Below are 24,097 nucleotides of genomic sequence, written 5' to 3'. Positions count from 1 at the left end.
GGCGAATGGTTCGCGCATCAGCACTTCGGCTTCGAGCCGGACCTGATCACGATGGCCAAGGGCCTGACGTCGGGTTATGTGCCGATGGGCGCGGTGGGCATCCACGAACGCATCGCGCGGCCGATCATCGACAACGGCGAATTCAATCATGGCCTCACGTACTCGGGCCATCCGGTCGCGGCGGCGGTGGCGGTCGCGAACCTGAAGCTGCTGCGCGACGAGGGAATCGTCGAGCGCGTGAAGCGTGACATCGGGCCGTATTTCCAGCGTCGGTTGCGGGAAGCGCTCGGCGATCATCCGATCGTCGGCGAGATCGCGGGGGCGGGACTGGTCGCGGGTGTCCAGCTCGCGCGCGATCGCGCGCGGCGCCAGCGGTTCGACGCCAGCGTCGATATCGGCACCATCTGCCGCGACTTCTGCTTCAACGGGAATCTGATCATGCGCGCGACCGGCGACCGGATGCTGCTGTCGCCGCCGCTGGTGATCCGGGAGGCGGAGGTCGACGAGATCGTCGACAAGGCGAAGCGCGCGTTCGATGCGACGGCGGAGCGGGTGGGGCGGGCAGGGTAGTCAGTCGTCGCGACGCTGCGATTGCATGTGGTCGCAGCGTCGTTGCCCGTCGAACGGGTTCGCGAGCGCAAGGAAGCGTGCAGGGGAGGCGTGCCGCAGCAGAAAGGCGGCCGCAAAACGAAAAGGGCCTGCGTCGTGAGACGCAGGCCCTTGAATTCTTTGGTGGGCGGTACTGGGATCGAACCAGTGACCCCTGCCGTGTGAAGGCAGTGCTCTACCGCTGAGCTAACCGCCCAAAGAAGCTGAAATTATGTCAGAGCTTTTCGGGTTCGTAAAGCACTTTCTTCAAATATTTTTCAGGCCGGTGCAAAAGGTTCGTCAGCCGGCCGTCGACGGCTCGACGAGATCGAGGATCGAGCCGTCGCGCTTGAGCGTCGCGAGCACGATGCTCGAATTGATCGACATCACGCCCGTCGCGCGGTGCAGGCGGTTGATCACGAAGTCGGAATAGTGGTCGAGGTCGCGCGCCCGCACCGTCAGCACGTAGTTCGAGCCGCCCGTCACGATCTGCGCGGCGATGACTTCCGGCCACTGCTGGATCGCCTCCACGAACCGGTCGTGCCATTCGGGCACGTCCGGCCGCATCGACACGTGCACGAGCGCCTCGAATGCGACGCCGACCTTCTTCGGATCGATCGTGCAGCGGTAGCCCGAAATGGCGCCGCGTTCCTCGAGCAGCTTCACGCGCCGCAGGCACGCCGACGGCGACAGCGCGACCGCATTCGCGAGGTCCTGATTGCTGATGCGTCCGTCCCGCTCGAGATGCCGGAGGATCCGCATGTCGGTTCGATCCAGATTCATTTCGCAGAATCCCATAGTTTTTGAGATGACAAGCGCAGACTCTACTGCAATGGCGGCGATTCGTCATCGAAAAGTGAAGCTCATTCTATTTCGTCCTCGATAACATGCGCCCCATGCCTCGACCGCACGGCCTGACGCGCTGTCACGCCGCCGGCCGACTCGCCGCCTTCAACTTCCAGCGTCATTCCGCCATGTACGAACACATTCCCGCCTATCCGGGCGACCCGATCCTGTCGCTGTTCCAGGCGTTCCAGCAGGATGCCCATCCGCACAAGGTCAACCTCAGCATCGGTCTCTACTACGACGAAGCGGGCCGCATCCCCGTGCTGGAGAGCACGCGTCTCGCGGCCGAGCGCGTGCGCGAAGCCGGCGCGCCGCATTCGTATCTGCCGATGGAAGGGCTCGCCGCGTATCGGCAGGGCGTGCAGCGCCTCGTGTTCGGCGCCGACTGCGCGGCGCTCGCACAAGGGCGTATCGCGACGCTGCAGACGCTCGGCGGCTCGGGCGCGCTGCGGCTCGGCGCGGAGTTCGTGAAGCGCTATTTCCCCGACAGCGCGATCTGGATCAGCGATCCGACGTGGGACAACCATCGCGTGATCTTCGCGGCGGCCGGTCTCGACGTGCATACGTATCCGTACTACGACGAAGCGCGCAACGACCTGCGCGTCGACGCGATGCTCGCGGCGCTCGACGCGCTGCCCGCGCGCAGCATCGTGCTGCTGCAGCCGTGCTGCCACAACCCGACGGGCCTCGACCTCGGCCGCGACGCATGGCGCGCGGTGATCGACGTGCTCGCGCGCCGCGGGCTGATTCCGTTCCTCGACATGGCGTACCAGGGCTTCGGCGACGGGCTCGACGACGACGCATGGGCCGTGCGCGCGATCGTCGAAGCGGGACTGCCGGCGATCGTCAGCAACTCGTTCTCGAAGAACTTCTCGCTGTACGGCGAGCGCGTGGGCGGCCTGTCGATCGTCTGCGCGAGCGCGGGCGAAGCGGCGACGGTGCTGAGCCAGTTGCAGGCCGGCGTGCGCCGCACCTATTCGAGCCCGCCGCTGTTCGGCGCGCAGCTCGTGTCGGCCGTGCTGAACGACGACGTCCTGCGGGCGTGCTGGGAAGACGAGGTGGCCGAGGTGCGCACGCGCATCAAGCGCATGCGCTGCGCGCTGAAGACGCGGCTCGACGCGCGCCTGCCGGCGAGCGTGTTCGATGCGCTCGTCACGCAGCGCGGCATGTTCAGCTACTCGGGCATCGCCGCGACCGACGTGGACCGGCTGCGCGCGTCGCACGGCGTCTACCTGCTGCGCTCGGGCCGCATGTGCATCGCGGGCCTGAACGACGCGAACGTCGACCACGTCGCGAACGCGATCGCCGACGTGCTCGGCGGCACGTCGCGCCAGGCCGCCTGAGCGGCCGCTCCCGAACCGAAGGAGGACACGATGGCAGACACGATCCCGGTCGACTTGCCGCAACTCGCGCAGCCGTTCTCGTGGGCGACCCGCGCGAGCGGGCTGATGTTTACCGGCCACGGGCCGGTCGATGCGTCCGGCGCGATCGCCGGCGACACGATGACCGAGCAGGCGCGCATCACGCTCGGCAATCTCGCGAAGGCCGTCGCGGCGGCCGGCGCGACGATGGACGACGTCGCGCAGGTGCTCGTCTATCTGTCCGACGTGAAGGCGATGCCCGAATTCGACGCCGAATACCGGCGCCACTTTCACGAACCGTACCCGAACCGCACGTGCGTGGGCGTGCAGGGCTTCGCGCACCCGGACATGCGCGTCGAACTCGTCGCGTACGTCGCGCTGCCGGCGGCACGCGGCTAGCCGGCACGCGACTTCGCGACGATCGCAGCACCCACGATCAACGACAAGCATCAACACCCCCCGACGAACATCAAATATTCAGACAAGGATGGAGACGAAGATGAGGCGTATCACTCGATTCGCAGTACCGACGATGGCGGGCCTGCTCGCCGCGAGCGGCGCGATGGCGCAGAGCAGCGTGACGCTGTACGGCATCGTCGACCAGAGCATTCGCTACACGACGCATGCGAACGCGTCGAACGACGCGAGCGTGCAGATGACCAACGGCGCGATCACCAACAGCCGCTGGGGCCTGAAGGGCAGCGAAGCGCTCGGCGGCGGGCTGAAGGCGATCTTCCAGCTCGAGAGCGGCTTCGAGCCGCAGAACGGGCAGCTCGACGGCGCGCTGTTCGGCCGCTACGCGTATGTCGGCCTGGCGAGCGACTGGGGCACCGTGAAGCTCGGCCGGCAGGCGACCGAGGCGTTCAACCTGTTCGGCGATCTCGATCCGCTGACGGTCGGCAACTATACGGCCAACATGTGGCCGTACTTCCTCACGCAGGGCCGCGCGAGCAACGTCGTCAGCTACGACGGCACGTTCGGCGGGCTGAACGTCGGCGCGAGCTACGGCTTCGGCGGCGTCGCGGGCAGCCTCGGCGCGAATGCGTACTGGGGCACGCACGTGTCGTACACGCTCGGCGGGCTGATGGTCGGCGCGACCTACCAGCAGGCGCGCGACCTGAACAGCCGTGCGCAGCAGGCATGGGGCGCGGGCGCACGCTACGCGTTCGGCGCGGCGACGCTGTACGCGGGCTATCTCGGCGGCATCGACCGCACGGGCCTGCTCGACCGGCAACTGCTGAACGCGCCGGGCCGCGACGTGACCTACGGTTCGTTCGCCGACAATCCGCGCCGCGACGCGATCTTCTATACCGGCGCGAGCGTGAAGGTCACGCCGGCGGTGTCGGTGACGGGCGTTGCGTACTACGACGACATCCGCAACGTCAACGGCGTCGCGGGTAACGGCGGGAAGCGCTATACGGGCGTGCTCGAGGCCGAGTACGCTCTGTCGAAGGCGACGCAGGTCTATGCGACGGTCGACTACAACCGGGTGACCGGCGGCGCGTTCACCGAAATGCCCGGACGCGGCAACCAGACGGGTATCGCGGCCGGCTTGCGCCACATGTTCTGAGCACGCGGCGCGCGGTGGCCGGTGCGGTCCGGCACCGGTCCGTGCGCCGTCGATGTTTCGACCGGACACACGCTTTCGAACGAGGTCATTCGATGCAACCAGAAGGGCAATTCCAGCACATCGCGGCGCGCGAGCAGGGTCTGCGCCGCACGCTTTCCGCACGGCAGATGGCGATGATCGCGATCGGCGGTGCGATCGGCACGGGTCTCTTTCTCGGCAGCGGGTTCGCGATCGGCTTTGCCGGGCCGAGCGTGCTCGTCAGCTACGCGATCGGCGCGTTCATCTCGCTGCTGCTGATGGGCTGTCTCGCGGAGATGACGGTCGCGCACCCGACTTCCGGGTCGTTCGGCGCTTATGCCGAACATTACGTGAGCCCGTGGGCCGGATTCCTCGTGCGCTATGCGTACTGGGCGTGCATCGTGCTCGCGGTCGGCACCGAAGTCACCGCGATCGCGCTGTACATGAAGTACTGGTTCCCGGGCGTGCCGGGCTGGCTGTGGATCGTCGGCTTCTCGGCGCTGCTCGTGTTCGTCAACGCGCGCAGCGTCGACGTGTTCGGCGCGGTCGAATACGGCTTCTCGGTCGTGAAGATCGCGGCGATCGTCGGCTTCATCGTGCTGGGCGCATACGTCGTGTTCGGCAATCCGGCGCTGGTCGGCGACGGCGCGGCCGGCGCGGGCTTCCACCATTACACCGAGCACGGCGGGTTCTTCCCGAAGGGGATGTGGGGGATGTGGGTCGCGGTGATCGTGTCGATCTTCAGCTACCTGAGCATCGAGATGATCGCGGTCGCGGCGGGCGAGGCGGAAGATCCCGAGCGCGCGGTGACGCGCGCGTTCCGCTCGACGATCGTGCGGCTCGTGCTGTTCTACCTCGTCACGCTCGCGCTGATGCTCGCGATCGTGCCGTGGACGGCGGCGGGGCGCGACGAAAGCCCGTTCGTGAAGGTGATGGAGGCGATCCACCTGCCGGGCGCGGCCGGGCTGATCAACTTCGTCGTGCTGATCGCCGCGCTGTCCGCGATGAACAGCCAGCTCTACATCACGACGCGGATGATGTTCAGCCTGTCGCGCGCGGGTCATGCGCCGAAGGCGCTCGGCGAGGTGAACACGCGCGGCGTGCCGTTCGGCGCGCTGATGCTGTCGACGCTCGGCATCGCGCTCGCGACGGTCCTGAGCGTGCTGTATCCGGACGCGTCGTTCACGATCATGATGTCGGTGTCGATGTTCGGCGCGCTGTTCACGTGGATGATGATCTTCGTCACGCATTACTGCTTCCGGCGGCGTCGCGCGGCGCTCGGCCTGCCGGCGCCCGCGTTCCGGATGCGCGGCTTCCCGCTGCTGACGTTGCTCGGCGCGGCGCTGATGCTCGCGGTGATGGTGACGACGTACTTCACGGCCGAATTCCACATGACGCTGATCTTCGGCATTCCGTTCCTGGTCGCGCTGTCCGTCGTGTATGCGGTGTGGTATCGGCGCGCGCAGCCGGTGCTGCAGCCGGAAGCGAAGTAGCGGAGAAGTAGCGGCGCGGCGTACCGGCGCGCCGGCTCAGCCCGCGAGCGCGGGCAGCGCGTCGATCGACGCGCGCACGTAGTCGGCGAAGCGCAGCGCGACCGGTTCGGCGGTGCCGCTGCGCTTCAGCTCCAGCGTGCGCGATTCCAGCGACGCATCCTTCAGCGGCCGGAACGCGAGCCGGTCGCTCTTCACCTGCTGCAGCACGCGCGGCACCAGCGCGATGCCCATCCCGAATTCGATCATCGACAGGATCGTCTGCCAGAGCCGCGCCTCGTGGCGGATCAGCGGGCTGAATCCCGCGTTCACGCATTGCGCGATGATCAGGTCGTGATAGTGCGGCGCCGCGTCGCGCGGAAACAGGATGAACGGTTCCGCGGCCAGCGCGGCGAGGGCGACCTGCCGGCGCCGCGCGAGCGGATGCGCGGCCGGCAGGCAGCACACGAACGGTTCCGCGTAGACGGGCGCCGATTCGACCTCGGGCGGGCAGTGGCCCCAGTGCGCGTAGCCGAGATCGATCTGGCCGCGCTGGATCGCCTGCACCTGCGCCTGCGTGTTCATCTCGCTCAGCACGATCTCGACGCCCGGATAGTCGGCCTCGAAGCGTCGCACCGCGTCGGGCAGCCCGCGATACAGCATCGAATGGACGAAGCCGATCCGCAGCCGTCCCGCGAGACCGGACGCCGAGCGCACCGTGAGACGCTCTGCCTCGGCCGCCTGCAGCAGCAGCCGGCGCGCTTCGCCGAGCAGCACCGCGCCCGCGTTGGTCAGCGCGACCGTCTTGTTGGTGCGGGAAAAAAGCTGCACGCCGAGCGCATCCTCGAACTTGCGGATGTCGAAGCTCAGCGCCGGCTGCGAGATGAACAGGCGCTTCGCCGCGCGCCCGAAATGCAGCTCCTCGGCGACCGCCACGAAGTAGCGCAACTGCCTCAGTTCCATGGTGCGTCCTCCCCGCATCGGCATCGATAAGCGTCGTCTATCGTACCGGATAAATCCTGTATTGGACGCTTATCGATCGCGCGCCTACGCTCTGCTGAACGCCTGGCACCAGCCGGCCGCGCCGCCACGGCGCGGGCACCGGCCCGCAGCCGGGCCACCATGGAGACGCATGCATGAACGACACCGCTCGCACGCCGGACACAGGCGCGACCAACAACATCCCCGATAGCCGGGGCATCAACTTCTTCACGGCCGATCCCGATCTCGGCGCGTTGCTGAAACTGCATCTCGGCGCGACCCGCTACGCGGCACTCGAACCGCAGCTGCACGCGCTCGGCGCGCGCGTGTCGGGCGAACTCGACGCGTGGGCGTCGCGCGCGGACAAGCATCCGCCCGTGCTCGAGCATCGCAACCGGCGCGGCGAAGCCGTGCAGCGGATCGACAAGGATCCCGCGTATGTCGCGCTCGAACGGGTCGCTTACTCGGAGCTCGGGCTGGCGGCGCTGAGCCATCAGCCCGAGGCGGTGGCGCCGCTCGTCAAGTACGCGCTGACGTTTCTGTTCGTGCAGGCGGAATTCGGGTTGTGCTGCCCGGTCAGCATGACCGATTCGCTGACGCGCACGCTGCGTCGTTTCGGCGACCCGGCGCTCGTCGAACACTATCTGCCGAGGCTCGCGTCGCGCGATTTCGACACGCTGTTCCAGGGCGCGATGTTCATGACCGAGCAGGCGGCCGGCTCCGACGTCGGCCGCATCGCGACGCGCGCGGTGCGTGAAACCGACGCGCAGGGCGGGGCGGTGTGGCGCCTGTACGGCGACAAGTGGTTCTGCTCGAACGCGGACGCCGACCTGGCGATGGTGCTCGCGCGGCCCGACGGCGCGCCGGACGGCATCAAGGGCCTCGCGCTGTTCCTGCTGCCGAAGACGCTGCCGGACGGCACGCGCAATCGCTACCGGATCGTGCGGCTGAAGGACAAGCTCGGCAGCCGTTCGATGGCGAGCGGCGAGATCGCGCTCGAAGGCGCGCAGGCCTGGCTGATCGGCGAGATCGGCCGCGGCTTTCACCAGATGGCCGACATGATCAACATGTCGCGGCTGTCGAACGGCGTGCGCGCGGCGGGCCTGATGCGGCGCGCGCTGAACGAGTCGCTGCACGTGGCCGCGCATCGCGCCGCGTTCGGCCGCAAGCTGATCGAGATGCCGCTGATGCAGCGTCAGTTGATGAAGATGCTGCTGCCCGCCGAGGCCGCGCGCGCGATGTTCATGCAGATCGCGCTGCTGCTGCCGCAGGCGGATGCGGGCGACGAGCAGGCCGCGCGCTGCGTGCGCATCCTGACGCCGCTGATCAAGTTCCGCGCGTGCCGCGATGCGCGCCGCGTGACGGGCGATGCGATGGAGGTGCGCGGCGGCACCGGCTACATCGAGGAATGGAGCGATGCGCGCCTCGTGCGCGACGCGCATCTCGGCTCGATCTGGGAAGGCACCAGCAACATCGTCGCGCTCGACGTCGCGCGCGCCGCGCAGCGCGAGCAGGCGCTCGACGCGCTGCGCACGTTCCTCGGCGACCGGCTCGGCGCGGCGCCGCTGCCCGACGCGAGCCGCGCGGCGCTGCGGCGCATTCTCGCGCGCGCGTGCGATGCGCTCGCGCGGGTCGCGGCGGAAGGCGACGACGCGCGCGTGCGGCAGGCCGCGTCGGCGCTTTACTACGCGAGCGCGGCCGTGCTGATGGCGTGCGAGGGCGCCCGGCTCGCACCCGATTACCGGCGCCTCGCGCTCGCGCACCTGGTCGTGCGTTACAAGCTGCTGCCGGTCGACCCGCTCGCACCGGCGTCGCGCGACGACGAAGCAGCGGCGTTCGACGCGCTGCTGCGTGGCACGCCGGTGCCGCTCGACATGGCGCTCGACCTGCTGCCGGAGGTCGAACGATGAGCGCGACGGAAGCGATGAACGCGCCGCGCGGCGCGCTCGACGGGCTCAAGGTCGTCGACCTGAGCCGCGTGCTCGGCGGTCCGTACTGCACGCAGGCGCTCGCCGATCACGGCGCGACCGTGATCAAGATCGAGCCGCCGGACGGCGACGAGACGCGCGGCTGGGGGCCGCCGTTCCTCGGCGACACCGCGTGGTATTTCATGGGCGTGAACCGCAACAAGGAGGGGCTCGCGCTCGACCTGTCCCGCGACGACGGGCGCGCGATCCTGTGGCGCCTGCTGGAGGACGCCGACGTGCTCGTCGAGAACTTCAAGCCCGGCACGCTCGCGCGCTGGGGCATGGACTATGCGCGCGACCTGCAGCCGCGTTTCCCGCGCCTGATCCACTGCGCGGTGACGGGCTTCGGCGAGGACGGCCCGCTCGGCGGGCTGCCCGGCTACGACGCGGTGATCCAGGCGATGGCCGGGCTGATGAGCGTCAACGGCGAGCGCGACGGCGACGCGATGCGCATCGGGTTGCCGATCGTCGACATGGTCACGGGGCTCAACGCGCTGGCCGGCATCCTGCTGGCGCTCGCGGAGCGCGAGAAGAGCGGGCAGGGGCAGTCGATCGACATCGCGCTGTACGACTGCGGCGTATCGCTGCTGCATCCGCACCTGCCGAACTTCTTCGGCTCGGGGCGCGTGCCCGGGCGCAGCGGCAACGCGCATCCGAACATCGCGCCGTACGACAGCTATCGCACGGCGACGGTGCCGATCTTCCTCGCGGTCGGCAACGACCGGCAGTTCGCGCGCCTCGTCGCGCATCTTGGCGCGCCGGCGCTCGCGGGCGATCCGCGTTTCGCCGACAACCGCAGCCGCTGCGCGCACCGGCCCGAACTGAAGGCCGAACTCGAGGCACGGCTCGCCGCCCATCCGTGCGAGCCGCTGGCGCGCGACCTGATGGCGGCGGGCGTGCCGTGCGGGCCGGTGCGCACGGTCGCCGACGTCGCGCGCGACCCGCATGCGCTGCACCGCGAATTGTTCGTCGAGATCGGCGCATATCGCGGCACGGCATCGCCGGTGAAGCTGTCGCGCACGCCGGCAACCTATCGTTCGCCGCCGCCCGCGCTCGGCCGCAACACGCGCGCGGTGCTCGACCGCCTCGGCGTCGATCCCGCGCTCCAGCAACGATTGCTCGACGCCGGCGTGCTGAAGGTCGCGCCGGACCCGGCGTGACCGGCCGAGTGGTGCGCGCACGCGAGCATCCTCGGCCGGCGCATCGCAGGGACAAGCCGCTCGACGCAAGGCAATGAAAGCGACGTAAGGCGACGTAAAGCACCACCGCCAGCCGGCGGCGCAAGGCCGGCCATCCGGCAAGGCGCGCGACAGTCGCGCCGCCGATCACAAACATGGAGACATCGATGAGCCGTCCGCAATCCCCGTCCGCCGCGCAGCCGCGGCCCGGCCGCGCCGCCCTCGCGGCGTTCGTCGGCACCACGATCGAGTGGTACGACTTCTACATCTACGGCACCGCCGCCGCGCTCGTATTCGGCAAGGTGTTCTTTTCGAGCACGATGGATCCCGGCGTCGCGACGCTGCTCGCATTCGTCACGTTCTGGGCCGGCTTCGCCGCGCGGCCGCTCGGCGGAATCGTGTTCGGGCATCTCGGCGACCGCGTCGGCCGAAAGACCGCGCTCGTGATCACGCTGGTGATGATGGGGCTGGCCACGACGGGCATCGGCCTGCTGCCCGGCTATGCGTCGATCGGTGTGTGGGCGCCGGCGGGCCTCGTCGTGCTGCGCGTGTTGCAGGGCATCGCGGTCGGCGGCGAGTGGGGCGGCGCGGTGCTGATCGCGAGCGAGAACGCGCCGAAGCATCGCAGCATCCTCTATGCGGCGTTCGCGCAGCAGGGTTCGCCCACCGGCAACCTGCTCGCCACAGCCGCCTTCTTCGCGCTGAGCGCGCTGCCGACGCCGTCGTTCCTGATGTGGGGCTGGCGCATCCCGTTCCTGCTGTCGGCGGTGCTCGTGATCATCGGGATGGTGATCCGGCTGCGGCTCGAGGAATCGCTCGACATGCAGCGCGTGCTCGCGCGCAAGCGCACGGTGAAGCTGCCGCTGCGCGACGTCGTGCGCGACCACTGGCCCGTCGTGCTGCTCGCGGCCGGCACGCTGCCGGTGATCAACGTCACGTATTTCCGCAGCACCTTCGCGCTGTCGTGGGCGACGAAGGAGCTCGGCTACGCGCAGGGCACGTTTCTCGGCATCCTGTCGATCTCGCTCGTCGTGCAGTTCCTGATGCAGCCGGTCGGCGCGTGGTTCGTGTCGAAGGTCGACATGCGACGCGCGATGTGCTGGATCCTGATTCCCGAGATCGTGCTGATGCCGGTGATGTTCCATGCGCTCGCGACGCGTTCGTACTGGATCGCCGTCGCCGGGATGTGCATCTCGACGATCCCGTCGGCGATGTTCTACGGCGCGGTCGGCGGCGTGCTCGCGCGCGTGTTTCCGGCCAACATCCGCTACACGGGCCTGTCGCTCGCGTATCAGTTGAGCGCGCTCGTCGTCGGCGGCGGCACGCCGGTGCTCGCGCAGGCGATCCTGAACGCGACCGGCAGCATCGTCGGCGTCGCGATCGCGTCGGGGCTGTACGCGCTCGTGTCGCTCGCATGCATGCTCGCGCTGCTGAATCGCACCGGCTACCGCGCGGACGAGTTGTCGACGGCCGAGCGCAGCGATGCGGCCGAATGGGGTGCCGAAGGCGCGAGCGCTGAAAGTCCGATCGGCGAGACCGCGCAGGCGGGCGACCGCGGTGCGTTGAAACCGGCGGGTTGAATCCGCCGGGCCGGCGCGACTTGCCGATTCGGCGGCGGCGCACGCGCCGGACGGATCGCATCGCCTCGATTCCGCCCTCCCAAAAGCAAACGGCACCGTGCGATACACGGTGCCGTTTGCCTTGCTTCGCTTCGCAACGCGGCCGGCGCGACCGGCCCGCGCGATTCGCGGTGCGTCAGCCTTCCGTCGGCGGCACGTAGCCGGACGCCTGGTCCGCGCCGTCGCCGAAGAAGTACTTCTCGGTCTGCTTCATCAGGTACTGGCGCGCGCGCGGGTCGGCCATGTTCAGGCGGTTCTCGTTGATCAGCATCGTCTGCTGCTTGAGCCAGCCTTGCCACGCTTCCTTCGACACGCTTTCGTAGATGCGCTTGCCGAGTTCGCCCGGCAGCGGCGGGAAATCGAGACCTTCGGCTTCCTTGCCGAGCTTCGCGCATTGGATCATTCGAGCCATCGTGTACTTCTCCTGTAATCGGTCTGGGGGAGGGCAGTCGTGCCTGCGCTCAGAGCTGCTTCATCAGCACGAGCGACTTGCGCTGCCAGTTATAGAGTTTGCGGCGGTCTTCCGGCAGGTCGTCGACGCTGACCTTGACGAAGCCGCGCTTGAGGAACCAGTGCTCGGTGCGCGTCGTGAGCACGAAGATGTGCGTGAGGCCGCGCGCGCGGGCGCGCTGCTCGATGCGCTTGAGCAGGCGTTCGCCGTCGCCCGAGCCCTGCGCTTCCGGCGCGACCGTCAGGCACGCCATCTCGCCGATCTTCTCCTGCTGGTACGGATACAGCGCCGCGCAGCCGAACAGCACGCCATCGTGCTCGATCACCGAGAAGTGGTCGATGTCGCGTTCGATCTGGTGGCGGCCGCGCCGCACCAGCGTGCCGTCGGATTCGAGCGGCTCGATCAGCGACAGGATGCCGCCGACGTCGTCCGGCGTCGCTTCGCGCAGGCTTTCGAGGTTCTCGTACGAGATCATCGTGCCGACGCCGTCGTGCAGGAACAGTTCGAGCAGCATGCTGCCGTCGAGCGACTGCGGAATCAGGTGGGCCCGGGTCACGCCGCCGCGGCAGGCGCGGATCGAGTGCTTCAGGAAGAACGCGTCGTCGCCCTGGATGTTGCCGGAGTCGAGCAGCTCGGCGGCCGCGTCGAGCGACATTTCGCGGATCAGGCCGCCTTCGTCGTCGACGATGCCGGGCGCCTCGGTCAGGAAGATGATCTTGTCGGCGCGCAGCGCGATCGCGGCGGCCGACGCGACGTCTTCCATCGACAGGTTGAACGCCTCGCCGGTCGGCGAGAAGCCGAGCGGCGACAGCAGCACGAGCTTGCGGCTCGCGAGCGAATGACGGATCGATTCGGCGTCGATCTTGCGCACGATGCCCGTGTGCGCGAAATCGACCCCGTCGAGAATCCCCACCGGCCGGGCGGTCACGAAGTTGCCGGACACGACGCTGATGTGCGCGTGCGCCATCGGCGAGTTCGGCAGACCCTGGCTGATCGCGGCCTCGATGTCGAGACGCACTTCGCCGGCCGCTTCCTTCGCGGATTCGAGCGCGCGCGCATCGGTGATGCGCAGCCCGTGCGAAAACTCGGATTCGACACCATGCAGGCTCAGCTGCTCCTCGACCTGCGGCCGCGAGCCGTGCACGAGCACGATCTGGATGCCCATCGCCTGCAGCAGCGCGATGTCGGACACGAGCGCGTTCAGCAGCCCCTGCTGCACCACCTCGCCGCCGAACCCCACGACGAACGTGCTGTTGCGGAACTTGTGGATGTAAGGCGCGACGGAGCGCATCCAGTCGACGAACTGCGCGTGGCTGGCGGCCGAATCGTCGGCGGCCGGCGGCGTCGCGGCGCCGGTCTGGGCGGGTGGGAGGTCGGTTTGGGAATTCATGGGCGGGATTATAATGCGCCCCCATGTCGAATGTACCTAAAAGTCCCGCGCCGACGCGGGCCAAAGCGCCGTCGGCCCGGCACCCGGAGGGGGCGGCCGATGCGCGTCAGCAGCAGGGCCAGCCGCCGCGCCAGCAGCAACAGCAGGCGGGTCAGCTGCCGCGCGGGCCGCGCGGCGACGAGCGGCGCCGCGAGCCGGGCCAGCCGGCCGCGCAGGGCGCGCCCCAGGCCGCCGGCGAGCGCGCGCCGCGCCGCGAGCGTCCGCCGCGCGCGGCCGTCGCGCCCAATCCCGTTCCGCCGATCACCTACCCCGAAAGCCTGCCCGTGTCGGGCAAGCGCGACGAAATCGCGCGCGCGATCGCCGGTCATCAGGTCGTCATCGTCTGCGGTGAAACGGGTTCGGGCAAGACCACCCAGCTGCCGAAGATCTGTCTCGATCTCGGCCGCGGCCTCGGCGCCGGCGGCACGGGCCTGATCGGCCATACGCAGCCGCGGCGCCTGGCCGCGTCGTCGACCGGCCGGCGCATCGCCGAGGAGCTCGGCACGCCGTTCGGCGAGGTGGTCGGCTACAAGGTGCGTTTCACCGACAATCTCGCGCCGGGCGCGTCCGTCAAGCTGATGACGGACGGCATTCTGCTCGCCGAGACGCAGACCGATCCGCTGCTGAAGGCGTACGACACGCTGATCATCGACGAGGCGCACGAACGCAGCCTGAACATCGACTTCCTGCTCGGCTACCTGAAGGAAATCCTGCCGAGGCGGCCGGACCTGAAGCTGATCGTCACGTCCGCGACGATCGACGCCGACCGTTTCGCGCGCCATTTCGGCACCGATGCGCGCCCGGCGCCCGTGATCGAGGTGAGCGGGCGGCTGTATCCGGTCGAGATGCGCTACCGGCCGGTGGCCGAGGATCGCCCGGCCGTGAAGCACGCCGAAGGCACGGGCGGCCGCGATCGCGTGAAGACCGCGCGCGAGGCCGAACGCGACCTGATGGACGCGATCGTCGACGCGGTCGACGAACTGTGCCGCGAAGGCCCCGGCGACGTGCTGGTGTTCCTGCCCGGCGAGCGCGAGATCCGCGAGGCGGCCGAGGCGCTGCGCAAGCATCATCCGCCGCATACCGAGATTCTGCCGCTGTTCGCGCGGCTGTCGGCGGCCGACCAGGACAAGGTGTTCAAGGCGTCGAACGCACGCCGCATCGTGCTCGCGACCAACGTGGCCGAAACGTCGCTGACGGTGCCGGGCATCCGCTACGTCGTCGACACCGGGCTCGCGCGCGTGAAGCGCTATTCGTACCGGAACAAGGTCGAGCAGCTGCAGGTCGAGTCGATCTCGCAGGCCGCCGCGAACCAGCGCGCGGGCCGCTGCGGCCGGGTGGCCGACGGCGTCTGCATCCGCTTGTACGAGGAAAGCGACTACCAGGCGCGCGCGCGTTTCACCGATCCGGAAATCCTGCGCTCGTCGCTCGCGTCGGTGATCCTGCGGATGAAGTCGCTGCACCTGACCGCGATCGAATCGTTCCCGTTCCTCGAGCCGCCGCCCGGCCGCGCGATCGCGGACGGCTACCAGCTGCTCAACGAACTCGGCGCGGTCGACGACGACAACGCGCTGACGCCGCTCGGCCGCGAACTCGCGCGGCTGCCGCTCGATCCGCGCGTCGGCCGGATGATTCTCGCCGCGCGCGACCAGCAGTCGCTGCGCGAGGTGCTGATCATCGCGAGCGCGCTGTCCGTTCAGGACCCGCGCGACCGTCCGATCGAGGCGCAGGAGCAGGCCGACCAGGCGCACCGCCGGTTCGCCGACGAGCGCTCCGAATTCCTGCAGTGGCTGAAGATCTGGGCGTGGTTCGAGGAAGCCGTCGCGCACAAGAAGTCGAACCGCCAGCTGATCGACGCGTGCCGGCAGAACTTCCTGTCGCACCTGCGGCTGCGCGAATGGCGCGACGTCCATTCGCAGCTGCTGACGGTCGTGCGCGAGCACGGCTGGCGCCTCAACGAGGTCGAGGCGACCTACGAGCAGGTCCATCTGGCCCTGTTGACGGGCCTGCTCGGCAACCTCGGCATGAAGGCCGACGACGATCCGCACTACCTCGGCGCACGCGGGATCAAGTTCTACCTGTGGCCGGGCTCCGCGCTCGCGAAGAAGGCCGGCCGCTGGGTGATGGCGGCCGAACTCGTCGAGACGAGCCGGCTGTATGCGCGCTGTCTCGCGAAGATCGAGCCGGAGTGGGTCGAGAAGATCGGCGCGCATCTGCTGAAGAAATCGCTGTCGGAGCCGCATTGGGAAAAGCGCCCCGCGCAGGTCAGCGCGTTCGAGCGCGCGACGCTGTACGGGCTGCCGATCTACCACCGCCGGCGCGTCGCGTTCGGCAAGCAGGATCCGGCGCGGGCGCGCGAGCTGTTCATCCGCGGCGCGCTGGTCGAGGGCGAGTTCGACACGAAGCTGCCGTTCTTCGCGCACAACCGCAAGCTGCTCGCCGACATCGAGCAGCTCGAGCACAAGTCGCGCCGCCAGGACGTGCTGGTCGACGACGAGCTGATCTACGCGTATTACGACCAGGCGATTCCGGAGGGCATTCACACCGGCGCCGCGTTCGAGCGCTGGTATCGCGACGAGGCGAAGAAGGGCGGTCAGGCGGAGGAGAAGCAGCGCCTGCTGTACCTGTCGCGCGACGACCTGATGCGCCACGAGGCGGCCGGCGTGACGACCGAGCTGTTTCCGAAGCGCGCGACGATGGCCGGTGTCGAGATGGCGCTCACGTACCATTTCGAGCCCGGCACGCCGCGCGACGGCGTGACGCTCGCGGTGCCGCTGTACGCGCTGAACCAGGTCGACGCGCGCCGCTGCGAATGGCTCGTGCCGGGGATGCTGAAGGAAAAGGTGCAGCTGCTCCTGAAGTCGCTGCCGCAGAAGCTGCGCCGGCACTGCGTGCCGCTGCCCGAATACGCGGCCGGCTTCGTCGAGCGCACGGGCCGCGAGCGCTTCGGCGCGGGCGGCCTCGTCGAGGCGCTGATCGCCGACGTGCGCGGCGAGACCCAGGTCGCGATGAAGACGGCCGACTTCAAGCTCGAGACGTTGCCCGCGCACCTGTTCATGAACTTCAAGGTGATCGACGAGCACGGCCGTCAGCTCGCGATGGGGCGCAATCTGGCGCAACTGCGCCAGGAGCTCGGCGCGCAGGCGCAGCAGCAGTTCCAGAAGATCGCGGCGGCGTCGACGATCGCGCCGGGCGGCGAAGCGGGCGACGGCGACGCGGGCGGCGCGCCGGCGCTCGCCGCGGCGGCGGGTTCGACGGCGAAGGGCGGCAAGCCGGGCAAGGGCGCGGCGCCGCACACGGCCGCCCCGGCGGAAGCCGGCGCGACCGCGCTGTACGAGAACCTGACGACGTGGAACTTCGGCAAGCTTCCCGAGCTGCTGGAGATCCGCCGCCGCGGCCAGACGCTGTACGGCTATCCTGCGCTCGTCGATCGCGGCACGCATTGCGACGTCGAAGTGTTCGACTCGCCGGAGGAGGCCGCGCGGATCCACCGAGCCGGCTTGCGGCGGCTGTTCGCGCTGCAGCTGAAGGAGCCGATCAAGTTCCTCGAGAAGAACCTGCCGGGGCTGCGCGAGATGGCGATGCAGTACATGTCGCTCGGCACGCAGGACGAACTGCGCGACCAGCTGATCGACACGGCGCTCGACCGCGCGTGCCTGCAGGATCCGCTGCCCGACGACGACGCGAGCTTCCACGCGCGCCGCGACGAGGGCAGGAGCCGCCTGAACCTGCTCGCGCAGGAGATCGCGCGGCTGGTCGGGCAGATCCTCGCCGAGTATGCGGGGCTTGCGAAGAAGCTCGCGCAGGCGAAGCCGTTCGCGCAGGCCCATGCGGATCTGCAGCAGCAGCTCGCCGCGCTGGTCGGCAAGCGCTTCGTGATCGACACGCCTTACGTGCAGCTTGCACACTTCCCGCGCTACCTGAAGGGCATCGCGCTGCGGATCGACAAGCTGAAGGCCGACCCGGCGCGCGACGCGAAGCAGTCCGGCGAGCTGCTGCCGCTCGTCCAGCAGTATCAGCGCGCGGTGTCGCAGCGCGGTGGCGTCGCCGATTCGCGCCTCGCGGAATTCCGCTGGCTGCTGGAGGAGCTGCGAATTTCGCTGTTCGCGCAGGAACTGCGCACGCCGATGCCTGTCTCTGTCAAGCGTCTGCACAAGGTGTGGGAGTCGATGCAGCGTTAGCGCATCAGCGACCGGCGGGGCCCGCACCGGTTGCGGGCCCCGCCGCGGCCGGCCGCACGGCGGCCGCGACGTGCGTCGAAGTGGCGCAACCCCGCCTTCCGTCAACCGGTGGGGCCCGCCGAGCGTTTTACAATGACTGCTGTTCCACGACGTGAGTCTTCATGCGCACTTTCCTTTCCTTCGGCCGCACGCTTGCGCTGGCCGCCGCCGTGCTGGCGCCCGCCGCACACGCCAATAACGTAATCATCCTCAATTCGGCCGAAGCGACGCTTTCCCTGATCGACCAGCAGACCCGCCAGGTCGTCGGCACGATGCCGACCGGCAAGGAGCCGCACCACCTGATGGCGACGCCGGACAATTCGTCGCTGATCGTCGCGAATTCGGTCTCGAACAGCCTGATGTTCGTCGATCCGAAGACGGGCAAGCTGCAGCGCACGGTCGAAGGCATCGAGGATCCGTACCAGCTCGGCTTTTCGCCCGACAACAAGTGGTTCGTGTCGACCGGGCTGCGCCTCGACCGGCTCGACATCTACGGCTACGACGGCCGCGACCTGCATCTCGTGAAGCGCTTGCCGCTCGCGGTGATGCCGAGCCATATCGCGTTCACGAAGGACAGCAAGACCGTGCTCGTGTCGCTGCAGGTGTCCGGCGAGATCGCGGCGGTCGACCTCGCGACTCAGACGGTCAAGTGGAAGATGAAGGTCGGCAAGGTGCCGGCCGGCCTGTGGCTCACGCCGGACGACAAGTTCCTGCTGGTCGGGATGACTGGCGCGGATTACGTCGCGGTGGTCGACTGGCGCAACCAGAAGATCGTCAAGCAGATCCACACGGGCAACGGCGCGCACAACTTCCGCTCGCTCGCCGACGGCACGCACGTCGCGGTCACGAACCGGGTCGCGAACACGATCAGCATCATCGACGAGAACACGCTCACCAACGTCGGCGACATCACCGGCCTGCTGCCGGGACCGGACGACATGGAACTGTCCGCCGACAAGAAGACGCTGTGGGTGACGTTCCGCTTCGCGAAGAAGGTCGGTATCATCGATCTCGCATCGCGCAAGCTGGTGCAGACGATCGCCGTCGGCCGTTCGCCGCACGGGATCTACTTCTACGACCGCGCGCCGTGGAAGGCTGCGAACGGCGCGTGACGGGCGGAGGCGAGCGATGCTGCACCTGATCGATGCGTTCGTGTCGGACATCCAGACCTGGCTGTACGTCGACGTCGTGCAGCCGCTCCTCTTCAAGTTCAACCTGATGGGCTATGACGAGGACACCTACGACGCGCTGTACTGGGTGATCATCGGCGCGCTGCAGATGGTGCTGATGTTCGTGCTGCTGCGCCCGCTCGAGGCGCTGCTGCCGGTCGAGCGCTGGCAGAACCGCCGCGCGGTGCGGGTCGACGTGATCTATACGGCGATCGCGAAGCTCGGCATCTACGCGCTGTTCTTCTTCTTTGCGCTGCAGCCGGTGTTCGACGGCTTCCAGGCATGGCTGCGCCTGCACGGCGTCGTGAACGTCAACCTCGACTATCTGTGGCCCGGCGTGACGTCGCGGCCGATCGTCGCGTTCGCGATCTACCTCGTCGTGCTCGACTTCGCCGGCTACTGGTATCACCGCTGGCAGCACAAGTTCGGCATCTGGTGGGAGCTGCACGCGGTGCATCACAGCCAGCGGCAGATGTCGCTGTGGTGCGACGACCGCAACCACCTGCTCGACGACGTGATCCAGTCGTGCTTCTTCGCGTCGATCGCGCTCGTGATCGGCGTGACGCCGTCGCAGTTCGTCGTGCTGACCGCGGTCACGAACTTCATGCAGAGCATCCAGCATACGAATGCGCGGCTGTCGTTCGGCCGGCTCGGCGAGCGCCTGCTCGTGAGCCCGACCTTCCACCGGCGCCACCACGCGGTCGGCTACGGCCACGAAGGCACCAAGTACGGCTGCAACTTCGGCGTGCTGTTCCCGTGGTGGGACATGATGTTCGGCACCGCGTCGTGGAACCGCACGGTCGAGCCGACCGGCATCCGCGAGCAGATCGAAGGCGTGTCCTACGGCGACGGCTTCTGGGCGCAGCACGGCCTCGCGTTCGTGCGCATCTTCCGGCGCCTCGTTCCCGCGAAGCGCGGCGCGGCGTCGGCCTGACCCCGCCGCTTTCCCGTTGAACGGCTCTCCTGCACGGCCCGCAAGCGCTTTGGCGCATGCGGGCCGTGTGGTTTATCCTTTCCCCGTTTTTCTTCGTCGATACAGGTTCGCATGAACGACTTGCTGCGCTCCTTCGTCCGGGCCTTCGTCAGCGCGCTGCATCCGCGCATGCTGTGGCTCACCCTGATGCCGTTCGTCGTCTCGGCGCTGCTGTGGGGCGTCGTGCTGTGGTTCTCGTGGCAAACGCTGATCGACGCCGCGCGCGGCGCGCTCGACGGCTTCGTGCTCACGGCGGTGCTGTACCGCATGTTCGACGCGATCGGGATGTCGCAGCTGCATGCGGTCGTCGCGCCGTTCGTCGTCGTATCGCTCGCGATTCCGCTGATCGTGCTGACCGTGCTGCTGCTGATCGCGACGATCTCGATGCCGGTCGTGATCAAGCACCTGTCGAACCGGCAGTTCGCCGCGCTGGAGGCGAAGCGGGGCGGCACGTTCTTCGGCAGCGTGTTCAATTCGCTCGGCGCGGCCGTCGTCGGCGTCGTGCTGCTCGTCGTCACGATCCCGCTGTGGCTGATTCCGCCGTTCTTCGCGCTGCTGCCGCCCGTGATCTGGGGCTGGCTGACCTACCGCGTGATGACCTACGACGCGCTCGCGCAGCACGCGAGCCGCGACGAGCGACGTGCGCTGGTGCGGCAGCATCGCTGGCCGCTGATCGGCATCGGCGTCGCGACCGGGCTGCTCGGTACCGTGCCGACGTTCGTGTGGGTGTCGTCGGTCTGGATGATGGTGCTGTTTCCGTTCGTGGCGGCGGCCATGATCTGGGTTTACGCTTTCATCCTCGTCTTTTCGGCGCTGTGGTTCGGGCACTATTGCCTGCGCGCGCTGGACGACCTGCGCGCGAGTTCGCGCGCCACCGCAATCGACATGGGGCAGGCATGAGCATCGGCATCATCATCATCGGCGACGAAATCCTTTCGGGCCGCCGGCAGGACAAGCACCTGGCCAAGGTCATCGAGCTGCTCGGCGCGCGCGGCCTCGCGCTCGACTGGGCCGAATACGTCGGCGACGATCCGGCGCGGATCACCGCGACGATCGCGCGCGCGGTCGCATCCGGCGACATCGTGTTTTCCACGGGCGGGATCGGCGCGACGCCGGACGACCACACGCGCCAGTGCGCGGCCGCCGCGCTCGGCGTGCCGCTCGAGCTGCACCCGGAAGCGAAGGCGCTGATCTCGGAGCGTATCCGCGAGACGCACACCGATCCGGCCCGGCCGGTCGATTTCGAATCGCCGGAAAACCAGCACCGCTTCAACATGGGCGTGTTCCCGGCCGGCGCGACGATCATCCCGAACGGCTACAACCGGATTCCCGGGTTCTCGGTCGGCGATCTCCATTTCGTGCCGGGCTTTCCGGTGATGGCGTGGCCGATGATCGAATGGGTGCTCGACACGAAGTACCAGCATCTCCATCACGCGACGCCGCACGCGGAGCGCTCGTTGTACGTGTTCGAACTGCCGGAATCGACGCTCACGCCGCTGATGGAGAAGATCGAGCGCGATTTCCCGGGCGTGCGCGTGTTCAGCCTGCCGAGCGTCGGCGATGCCGAGCGCGGCGGGATCTACGCGCGCCGGCACATCGATCTCGGCGTGAAGGGCGAGCCGGAGGCGGTCGCGGCCGCGTTCGTGAAGCTGCGCGAAGGCGTGCACCTGCTCGGCGGCGACGTGGTCGAACCGGACGTGCCGCGCGCCTGAGGGCCGCGCACCGATCACCGATGCGGGCCGCGCAAGGGCCGCACAAAAACCGCGGGCCGCGCAATGCGGCCCGTCATCGGGATGTCATCGCCCGGCTCGACGATGTCGCAGTCGGGCGTGCCTGGGCGGATGCGCTGTCAGGCGCCGATCCACGGCAGTTTCCGGAAGCACCAGCCGTCGACCGTCTTGCGATGGCCTTCGGCATCCTTGCCGCCCTCGAAGCCTTCGAGCAGGTCGAACGCCTTCGTGAAGCCGGCCTGCGTCGAGGCGACCGCGGCGAGCTTCGAGCGCGCGGCGCTGCGGCACAGGAACAGGATGGGCGTATCGGCCGGGAGGGCCGCTTTCAGTTGATCGACGAATTCGGCGTTCGGCACGCCGCCCGGATAGCGCGTCCATTCGAGGTGCAGGTACTGGCCGTCGCCGACGAGCGGGCGGCCGATCCAGTCGAGCTCGGCGCGGGTGCGCACGTCGACGAGGCGTGCCGACGGGTCGAGCTGCAGCAGTTCGAACGCCTCGACCGGCAGCAGTGCGCCGGCATAGTGGAGCGCACCCTGGGCGCGGCGTTCTTCGGCCTTCGCGTAAAGCTGGTCGAGCGTACTCATGGCAGGAGGTCTCCGTATCGGTCAAACGATCATTCTAGCGCGGCACCGCCGCGCGGATGTCCGGTTGCCCGGCAGGGTATGCACCGCCCACGCATTCACCAAAAAAGTGCAGAATGGCACGCGTGCACCAGAATGAATCTGCGACGTGGGCATGCTTCGCCATTTGCACCATGGAGGTGCGGCCATGCGATCGCCGATGCGGCGCCTGGCCCCGGAATCGCGCAGCCGGGCCCTGCCGTGGCGCGGTCTGGCGCGATTCATGTCGCTTCTGTGCATGGCTGGCACGGTTGCTGCTATATAGAATTCGGTCGACCCGGGGCGCGCTGCGCCAAAGCCAGACTCCGGGCAGCTCGATAAACGAGGCGGTTCCCAGTCCGCCGGAATTGTTCAATCAGGAGAAGAGGTTATGAGTAAAACCGTCGCCGACGTCATGCAGCTCGTGAAGGACGAGGACGTCAAGTTCGTCGATTTCCGCTTCACGGATACGCGCGGCAAGGAACAGCACGTGTCGGTGCCGGTTTCGGCGTTTGACGAAGACAAGTTCGAAAGCGGTCATGCATTCGACGGCTCGTCGATCGCCGGCTGGAAGGGCATCGAGGCGTCGGACATGCTGCTCATGCCGGACCCGACCGCCGCATTCATCGACCCGTTCTACGAAGAATCGACGCTGGTGCTGACCTGCGACGTGGTCGAGCCGGCCGACGGCAAGGGCTACGAGCGCGACCCGCGTTCGCTCGCGAAGCGCGGCGAAGCGTACCTGAAGAGCACGGGCCTGGGCGACACCGCCTACTTCGGTCCGGAGCCGGAATTCTTCATTTTCGACTCGGTCCAGTGGAACACGGACATGTCGGGCTGCTTCGTGAAGATCAACTCGGAAGAAGCGCCGTGGTCAGCAGGCAAGGAATTCGAAGGCGGCAACACGGGCCACCGTCCGGGCACGAAGGGCGGCTACTTCCCGGTCGCGCCGGTCGACACGTTCCAGGACATGCGTTCGGAAATGTGCCTGCTGCTCGAACAGCTCGGCATCCCGGTCGAAGTGCACCACCACGAAGTGGCGGGCCAGGGCCAGAACGAAATCGGCACGAAGTTCTCGACGCTGGTGCAGCGCGCCGACTGGACGCAATGGTCGAAGTACATCATCCATAACGTCGCGCACTCGTACGGCAAGACGGCGACGTTCATGCCGAAGCCGGTCGTCGGCGACAACGGTTCGGGCATGCACGTTCACCAGTCGATCTGGAAGGACGGCCAGAACCTGTTCGCGGGCAACGGCTACGCCGGCCTGTCGGAATTCGCGCTGTTCTACATCGGCGGCATCATCAAGCACGCCCGTGCGCTGAACGCGATCACGAACCCGACGACGAACTCGTACAAGCGTCTGGTTCCGCACTTCGAGGCACCGGTCAAGCTCGCCTACTCGGCACGCAACCGTTCGGCATCGATCCGCATTCCGCACGTGTCGAACCCGAAGGGCCGCCGTATCGAAACGCGCTTCCCGGACCCGATGGCCAACCCGTACCTGTGCTTCACGGCACTGATGATGGCCGGTCTCGACGGCGTGCAGAACAAGATCCACCCGGGCGAAGCCGCGGACAAGAACCTGTACGACCTGCCGCCGGAAGAGGATGCAAAGATCCCGACCGTCTGCGCAGGCCTCGACCAGGCACTGGAAGCGCTCGACAAGGATCGCGAGTTCCTGACGCGCGGTGGCGTGTTCACCGACGGCATGATCGATGCGTACCTCGCGCTGAAGGAGCAGGAGCTGGCGAAGTTCCGCATGACGACGCATCCGATCGAGTTCGAGATGTATTACTCGCTGTAATCGGCGATGGCGCTTCGATCCAGCGCCGTCATGCCGGTTCGTTCCCGTCGCGCGGCTTGCGGCGGGGACCGCGGAGTCTGAAAGGGGACGGCGTCCAGCCGTCCCTTTTTTGTTCCGAGCATTTC

Annotated in this window: 19 protein-coding genes and 1 tRNA gene; 14 read left to right on the top strand and 6 right to left on the bottom strand. The window is 68.1% G+C overall.

The genetic code is table 11. From position 1 onward, the window contains the following. On the top strand, positions 1 to 570 hold a 570-nt coding region (locus tag WS45_RS24065), incomplete at its 5' end, for an aminotransferase class III-fold pyridoxal phosphate-dependent enzyme (RefSeq protein WP_156437258.1). Positions 571 to 730: 160 nt separating this feature from the next. Here the strand turns inward: WS45_RS24065 and WS45_RS24060 are convergent. Together WS45_RS24060 and WS45_RS24055 are read right to left on the bottom strand one after the other, a co-directional pair. Further along, positions 731 to 805, bottom strand: a tRNA-Val gene (locus tag WS45_RS24060). An 83-nt stretch (positions 806 to 888) separates the two neighbouring features. Further along, the gene (locus WS45_RS24055; protein ID WP_059535916.1) at positions 889 to 1,371 is read right to left on the bottom strand and encodes an Lrp/AsnC family transcriptional regulator; all 483 of its coding nucleotides are present in this window, start codon (positions 1,369 to 1,371) and stop codon (positions 889 to 891) included. Between the two features lie 191 nt (positions 1,372 to 1,562). On the opposite strand from WS45_RS24055, the gene WS45_RS24050 reads away from it, so the two are divergent. From WS45_RS24050 to WS45_RS24035, 4 genes are all read left to right on the top strand, one after another. After that, entirely contained in the window at positions 1,563 to 2,777 is a 1,215-nt protein-coding gene (locus WS45_RS24050) for an amino acid aminotransferase (protein ID WP_059702000.1), read from the top strand. A gap of 30 nt (positions 2,778 to 2,807) precedes the next feature. Further along, on the top strand, positions 2,808 to 3,194 hold the full coding sequence (locus WS45_RS24045) for a RidA family protein (RefSeq protein WP_059535912.1): 387 nt from the start codon (positions 2,808 to 2,810) through the stop codon (positions 3,192 to 3,194). A 100-nt stretch (positions 3,195 to 3,294) separates the two neighbouring features. Further along, the gene (locus WS45_RS24040; RefSeq protein ID WP_373557211.1) at positions 3,295 to 4,365 is read left to right on the top strand and encodes a porin; all 1,071 of its coding nucleotides are present in this window, start codon (positions 3,295 to 3,297) and stop codon (positions 4,363 to 4,365) included. Positions 4,366 to 4,457: 92 nt separating this feature from the next. Further along, positions 4,458 to 5,876 carry an amino acid permease gene (locus tag WS45_RS24035; RefSeq protein WP_059535908.1) on the top strand — a complete coding sequence of 473 codons (1,419 nt, stop codon included), beginning with the start codon at positions 4,458 to 4,460 and terminating at the stop codon, positions 5,874 to 5,876. A gap of 36 nt (positions 5,877 to 5,912) precedes the next feature. Here the strand turns inward: WS45_RS24035 and WS45_RS24030 are convergent, their stop codons facing one another. Beyond that, positions 5,913 to 6,815 (bottom strand): LysR family transcriptional regulator, encoded by a 903-nt coding sequence (locus WS45_RS24030; RefSeq protein ID WP_059535906.1) that lies wholly within the window; start codon positions 6,813 to 6,815, stop codon positions 5,913 to 5,915. Between the two features lie 173 nt (positions 6,816 to 6,988). On the opposite strand from WS45_RS24030, the gene WS45_RS24025 reads away from it, so the two are divergent. From WS45_RS24025 to WS45_RS24015, 3 genes are all read left to right on the top strand, one after another. After that, positions 6,989 to 8,743, top strand: coding sequence for an acyl-CoA dehydrogenase family protein (locus tag WS45_RS24025; protein ID WP_059701998.1), 1,755 nt, complete (start codon positions 6,989 to 6,991; stop codon positions 8,741 to 8,743). 14 nt (positions 8,744 to 8,757) lie between these two features. After that, positions 8,758 to 9,960 carry a CaiB/BaiF CoA transferase family protein gene (locus tag WS45_RS24020; RefSeq protein WP_059702002.1) on the top strand — a complete coding sequence of 401 codons (1,203 nt, stop codon included), beginning with the start codon at positions 8,758 to 8,760 and terminating at the stop codon, positions 9,958 to 9,960. Between the two features lie 185 nt (positions 9,961 to 10,145). After that, entirely contained in the window at positions 10,146 to 11,558 is a 1,413-nt protein-coding gene (locus WS45_RS24015; RefSeq protein ID WP_059690966.1) for an MFS transporter, read from the top strand. A gap of 175 nt (positions 11,559 to 11,733) precedes the next feature. On the opposite strand, the gene WS45_RS24010 is transcribed toward WS45_RS24015, so the two are convergent. Together WS45_RS24010 and argA are read right to left on the bottom strand one after the other, a co-directional pair. Then, on the bottom strand, positions 11,734 to 12,009 hold the full coding sequence (locus WS45_RS24010; protein WP_006478357.1) for an oxidative damage protection protein: 276 nt from the start codon (positions 12,007 to 12,009) through the stop codon (positions 11,734 to 11,736). A gap of 49 nt (positions 12,010 to 12,058) precedes the next feature. After that, entirely contained in the window at positions 12,059 to 13,438 is a 1,380-nt protein-coding gene (gene argA / locus WS45_RS24005; protein WP_044847668.1) for an amino-acid N-acetyltransferase, read from the bottom strand. A 23-nt stretch (positions 13,439 to 13,461) separates the two neighbouring features. Between argA and hrpA the strand changes: the two genes are divergently transcribed. From hrpA to WS45_RS23980, 5 genes are all read left to right on the top strand, one after another. Continuing rightward, positions 13,462 to 17,655: an ATP-dependent RNA helicase HrpA gene (hrpA, locus tag WS45_RS24000; RefSeq protein WP_059690960.1), complete on the top strand. Its 4,194-nt coding sequence runs from the start codon at positions 13,462 to 13,464 to the stop codon at positions 17,653 to 17,655. 161 nt (positions 17,656 to 17,816) lie between these two features. Beyond that, positions 17,817 to 18,806, top strand: a complete 990-nt coding sequence (locus WS45_RS23995; RefSeq protein WP_059535900.1) for a YVTN family beta-propeller repeat protein — start codon at positions 17,817 to 17,819, stop codon at positions 18,804 to 18,806. Between the two features lie 16 nt (positions 18,807 to 18,822). Further along, on the top strand, positions 18,823 to 19,797 hold the full coding sequence (locus WS45_RS23990) for a sterol desaturase family protein (RefSeq protein ID WP_059690959.1): 975 nt from the start codon (positions 18,823 to 18,825) through the stop codon (positions 19,795 to 19,797). 111 nt (positions 19,798 to 19,908) lie between these two features. Further along, a complete protein-coding gene (locus WS45_RS23985) occupies positions 19,909 to 20,736 on the top strand; it encodes an EI24 domain-containing protein (RefSeq protein ID WP_059535897.1) in 828 nt (275 codons plus the stop codon). Further along, entirely contained in the window at positions 20,733 to 21,548 is an 816-nt protein-coding gene (locus WS45_RS23980; RefSeq protein WP_059535895.1) for a competence/damage-inducible protein A, read from the top strand. Before WS45_RS23985 ends, WS45_RS23980 begins: the two co-directional genes overlap by 4 nt. A 137-nt stretch (positions 21,549 to 21,685) precedes the next feature. On the opposite strand, the gene WS45_RS23975 is transcribed toward WS45_RS23980, so the two are convergent. Next, positions 21,686 to 22,150, bottom strand: coding sequence for a rhodanese-like domain-containing protein (locus WS45_RS23975; protein ID WP_059535893.1), 465 nt, complete (start codon positions 22,148 to 22,150; stop codon positions 21,686 to 21,688). A 406-nt stretch (positions 22,151 to 22,556) separates the two neighbouring features. Here WS45_RS23975 and glnA point away from each other — a divergent pair, with 406 nt between their 5' ends. Then, positions 22,557 to 23,972, top strand: coding sequence for a type I glutamate--ammonia ligase (glnA, locus tag WS45_RS23970; RefSeq protein WP_059535891.1), 1,416 nt, complete (start codon positions 22,557 to 22,559; stop codon positions 23,970 to 23,972). Positions 23,973 to 24,097 lie beyond the last annotated feature (125 nt).

Origin of the sequence: Burkholderia sp. RF2-non_BP3 (assembly GCF_001522185.1) — a bacterium.
Taxonomy (GTDB): domain Bacteria; phylum Pseudomonadota; class Gammaproteobacteria; order Burkholderiales; family Burkholderiaceae; genus Burkholderia; species Burkholderia diffusa.
Note: the sequence above shows the minus strand (reverse complement) of the source record. Positions and strands in the feature narration are given on the sequence as shown.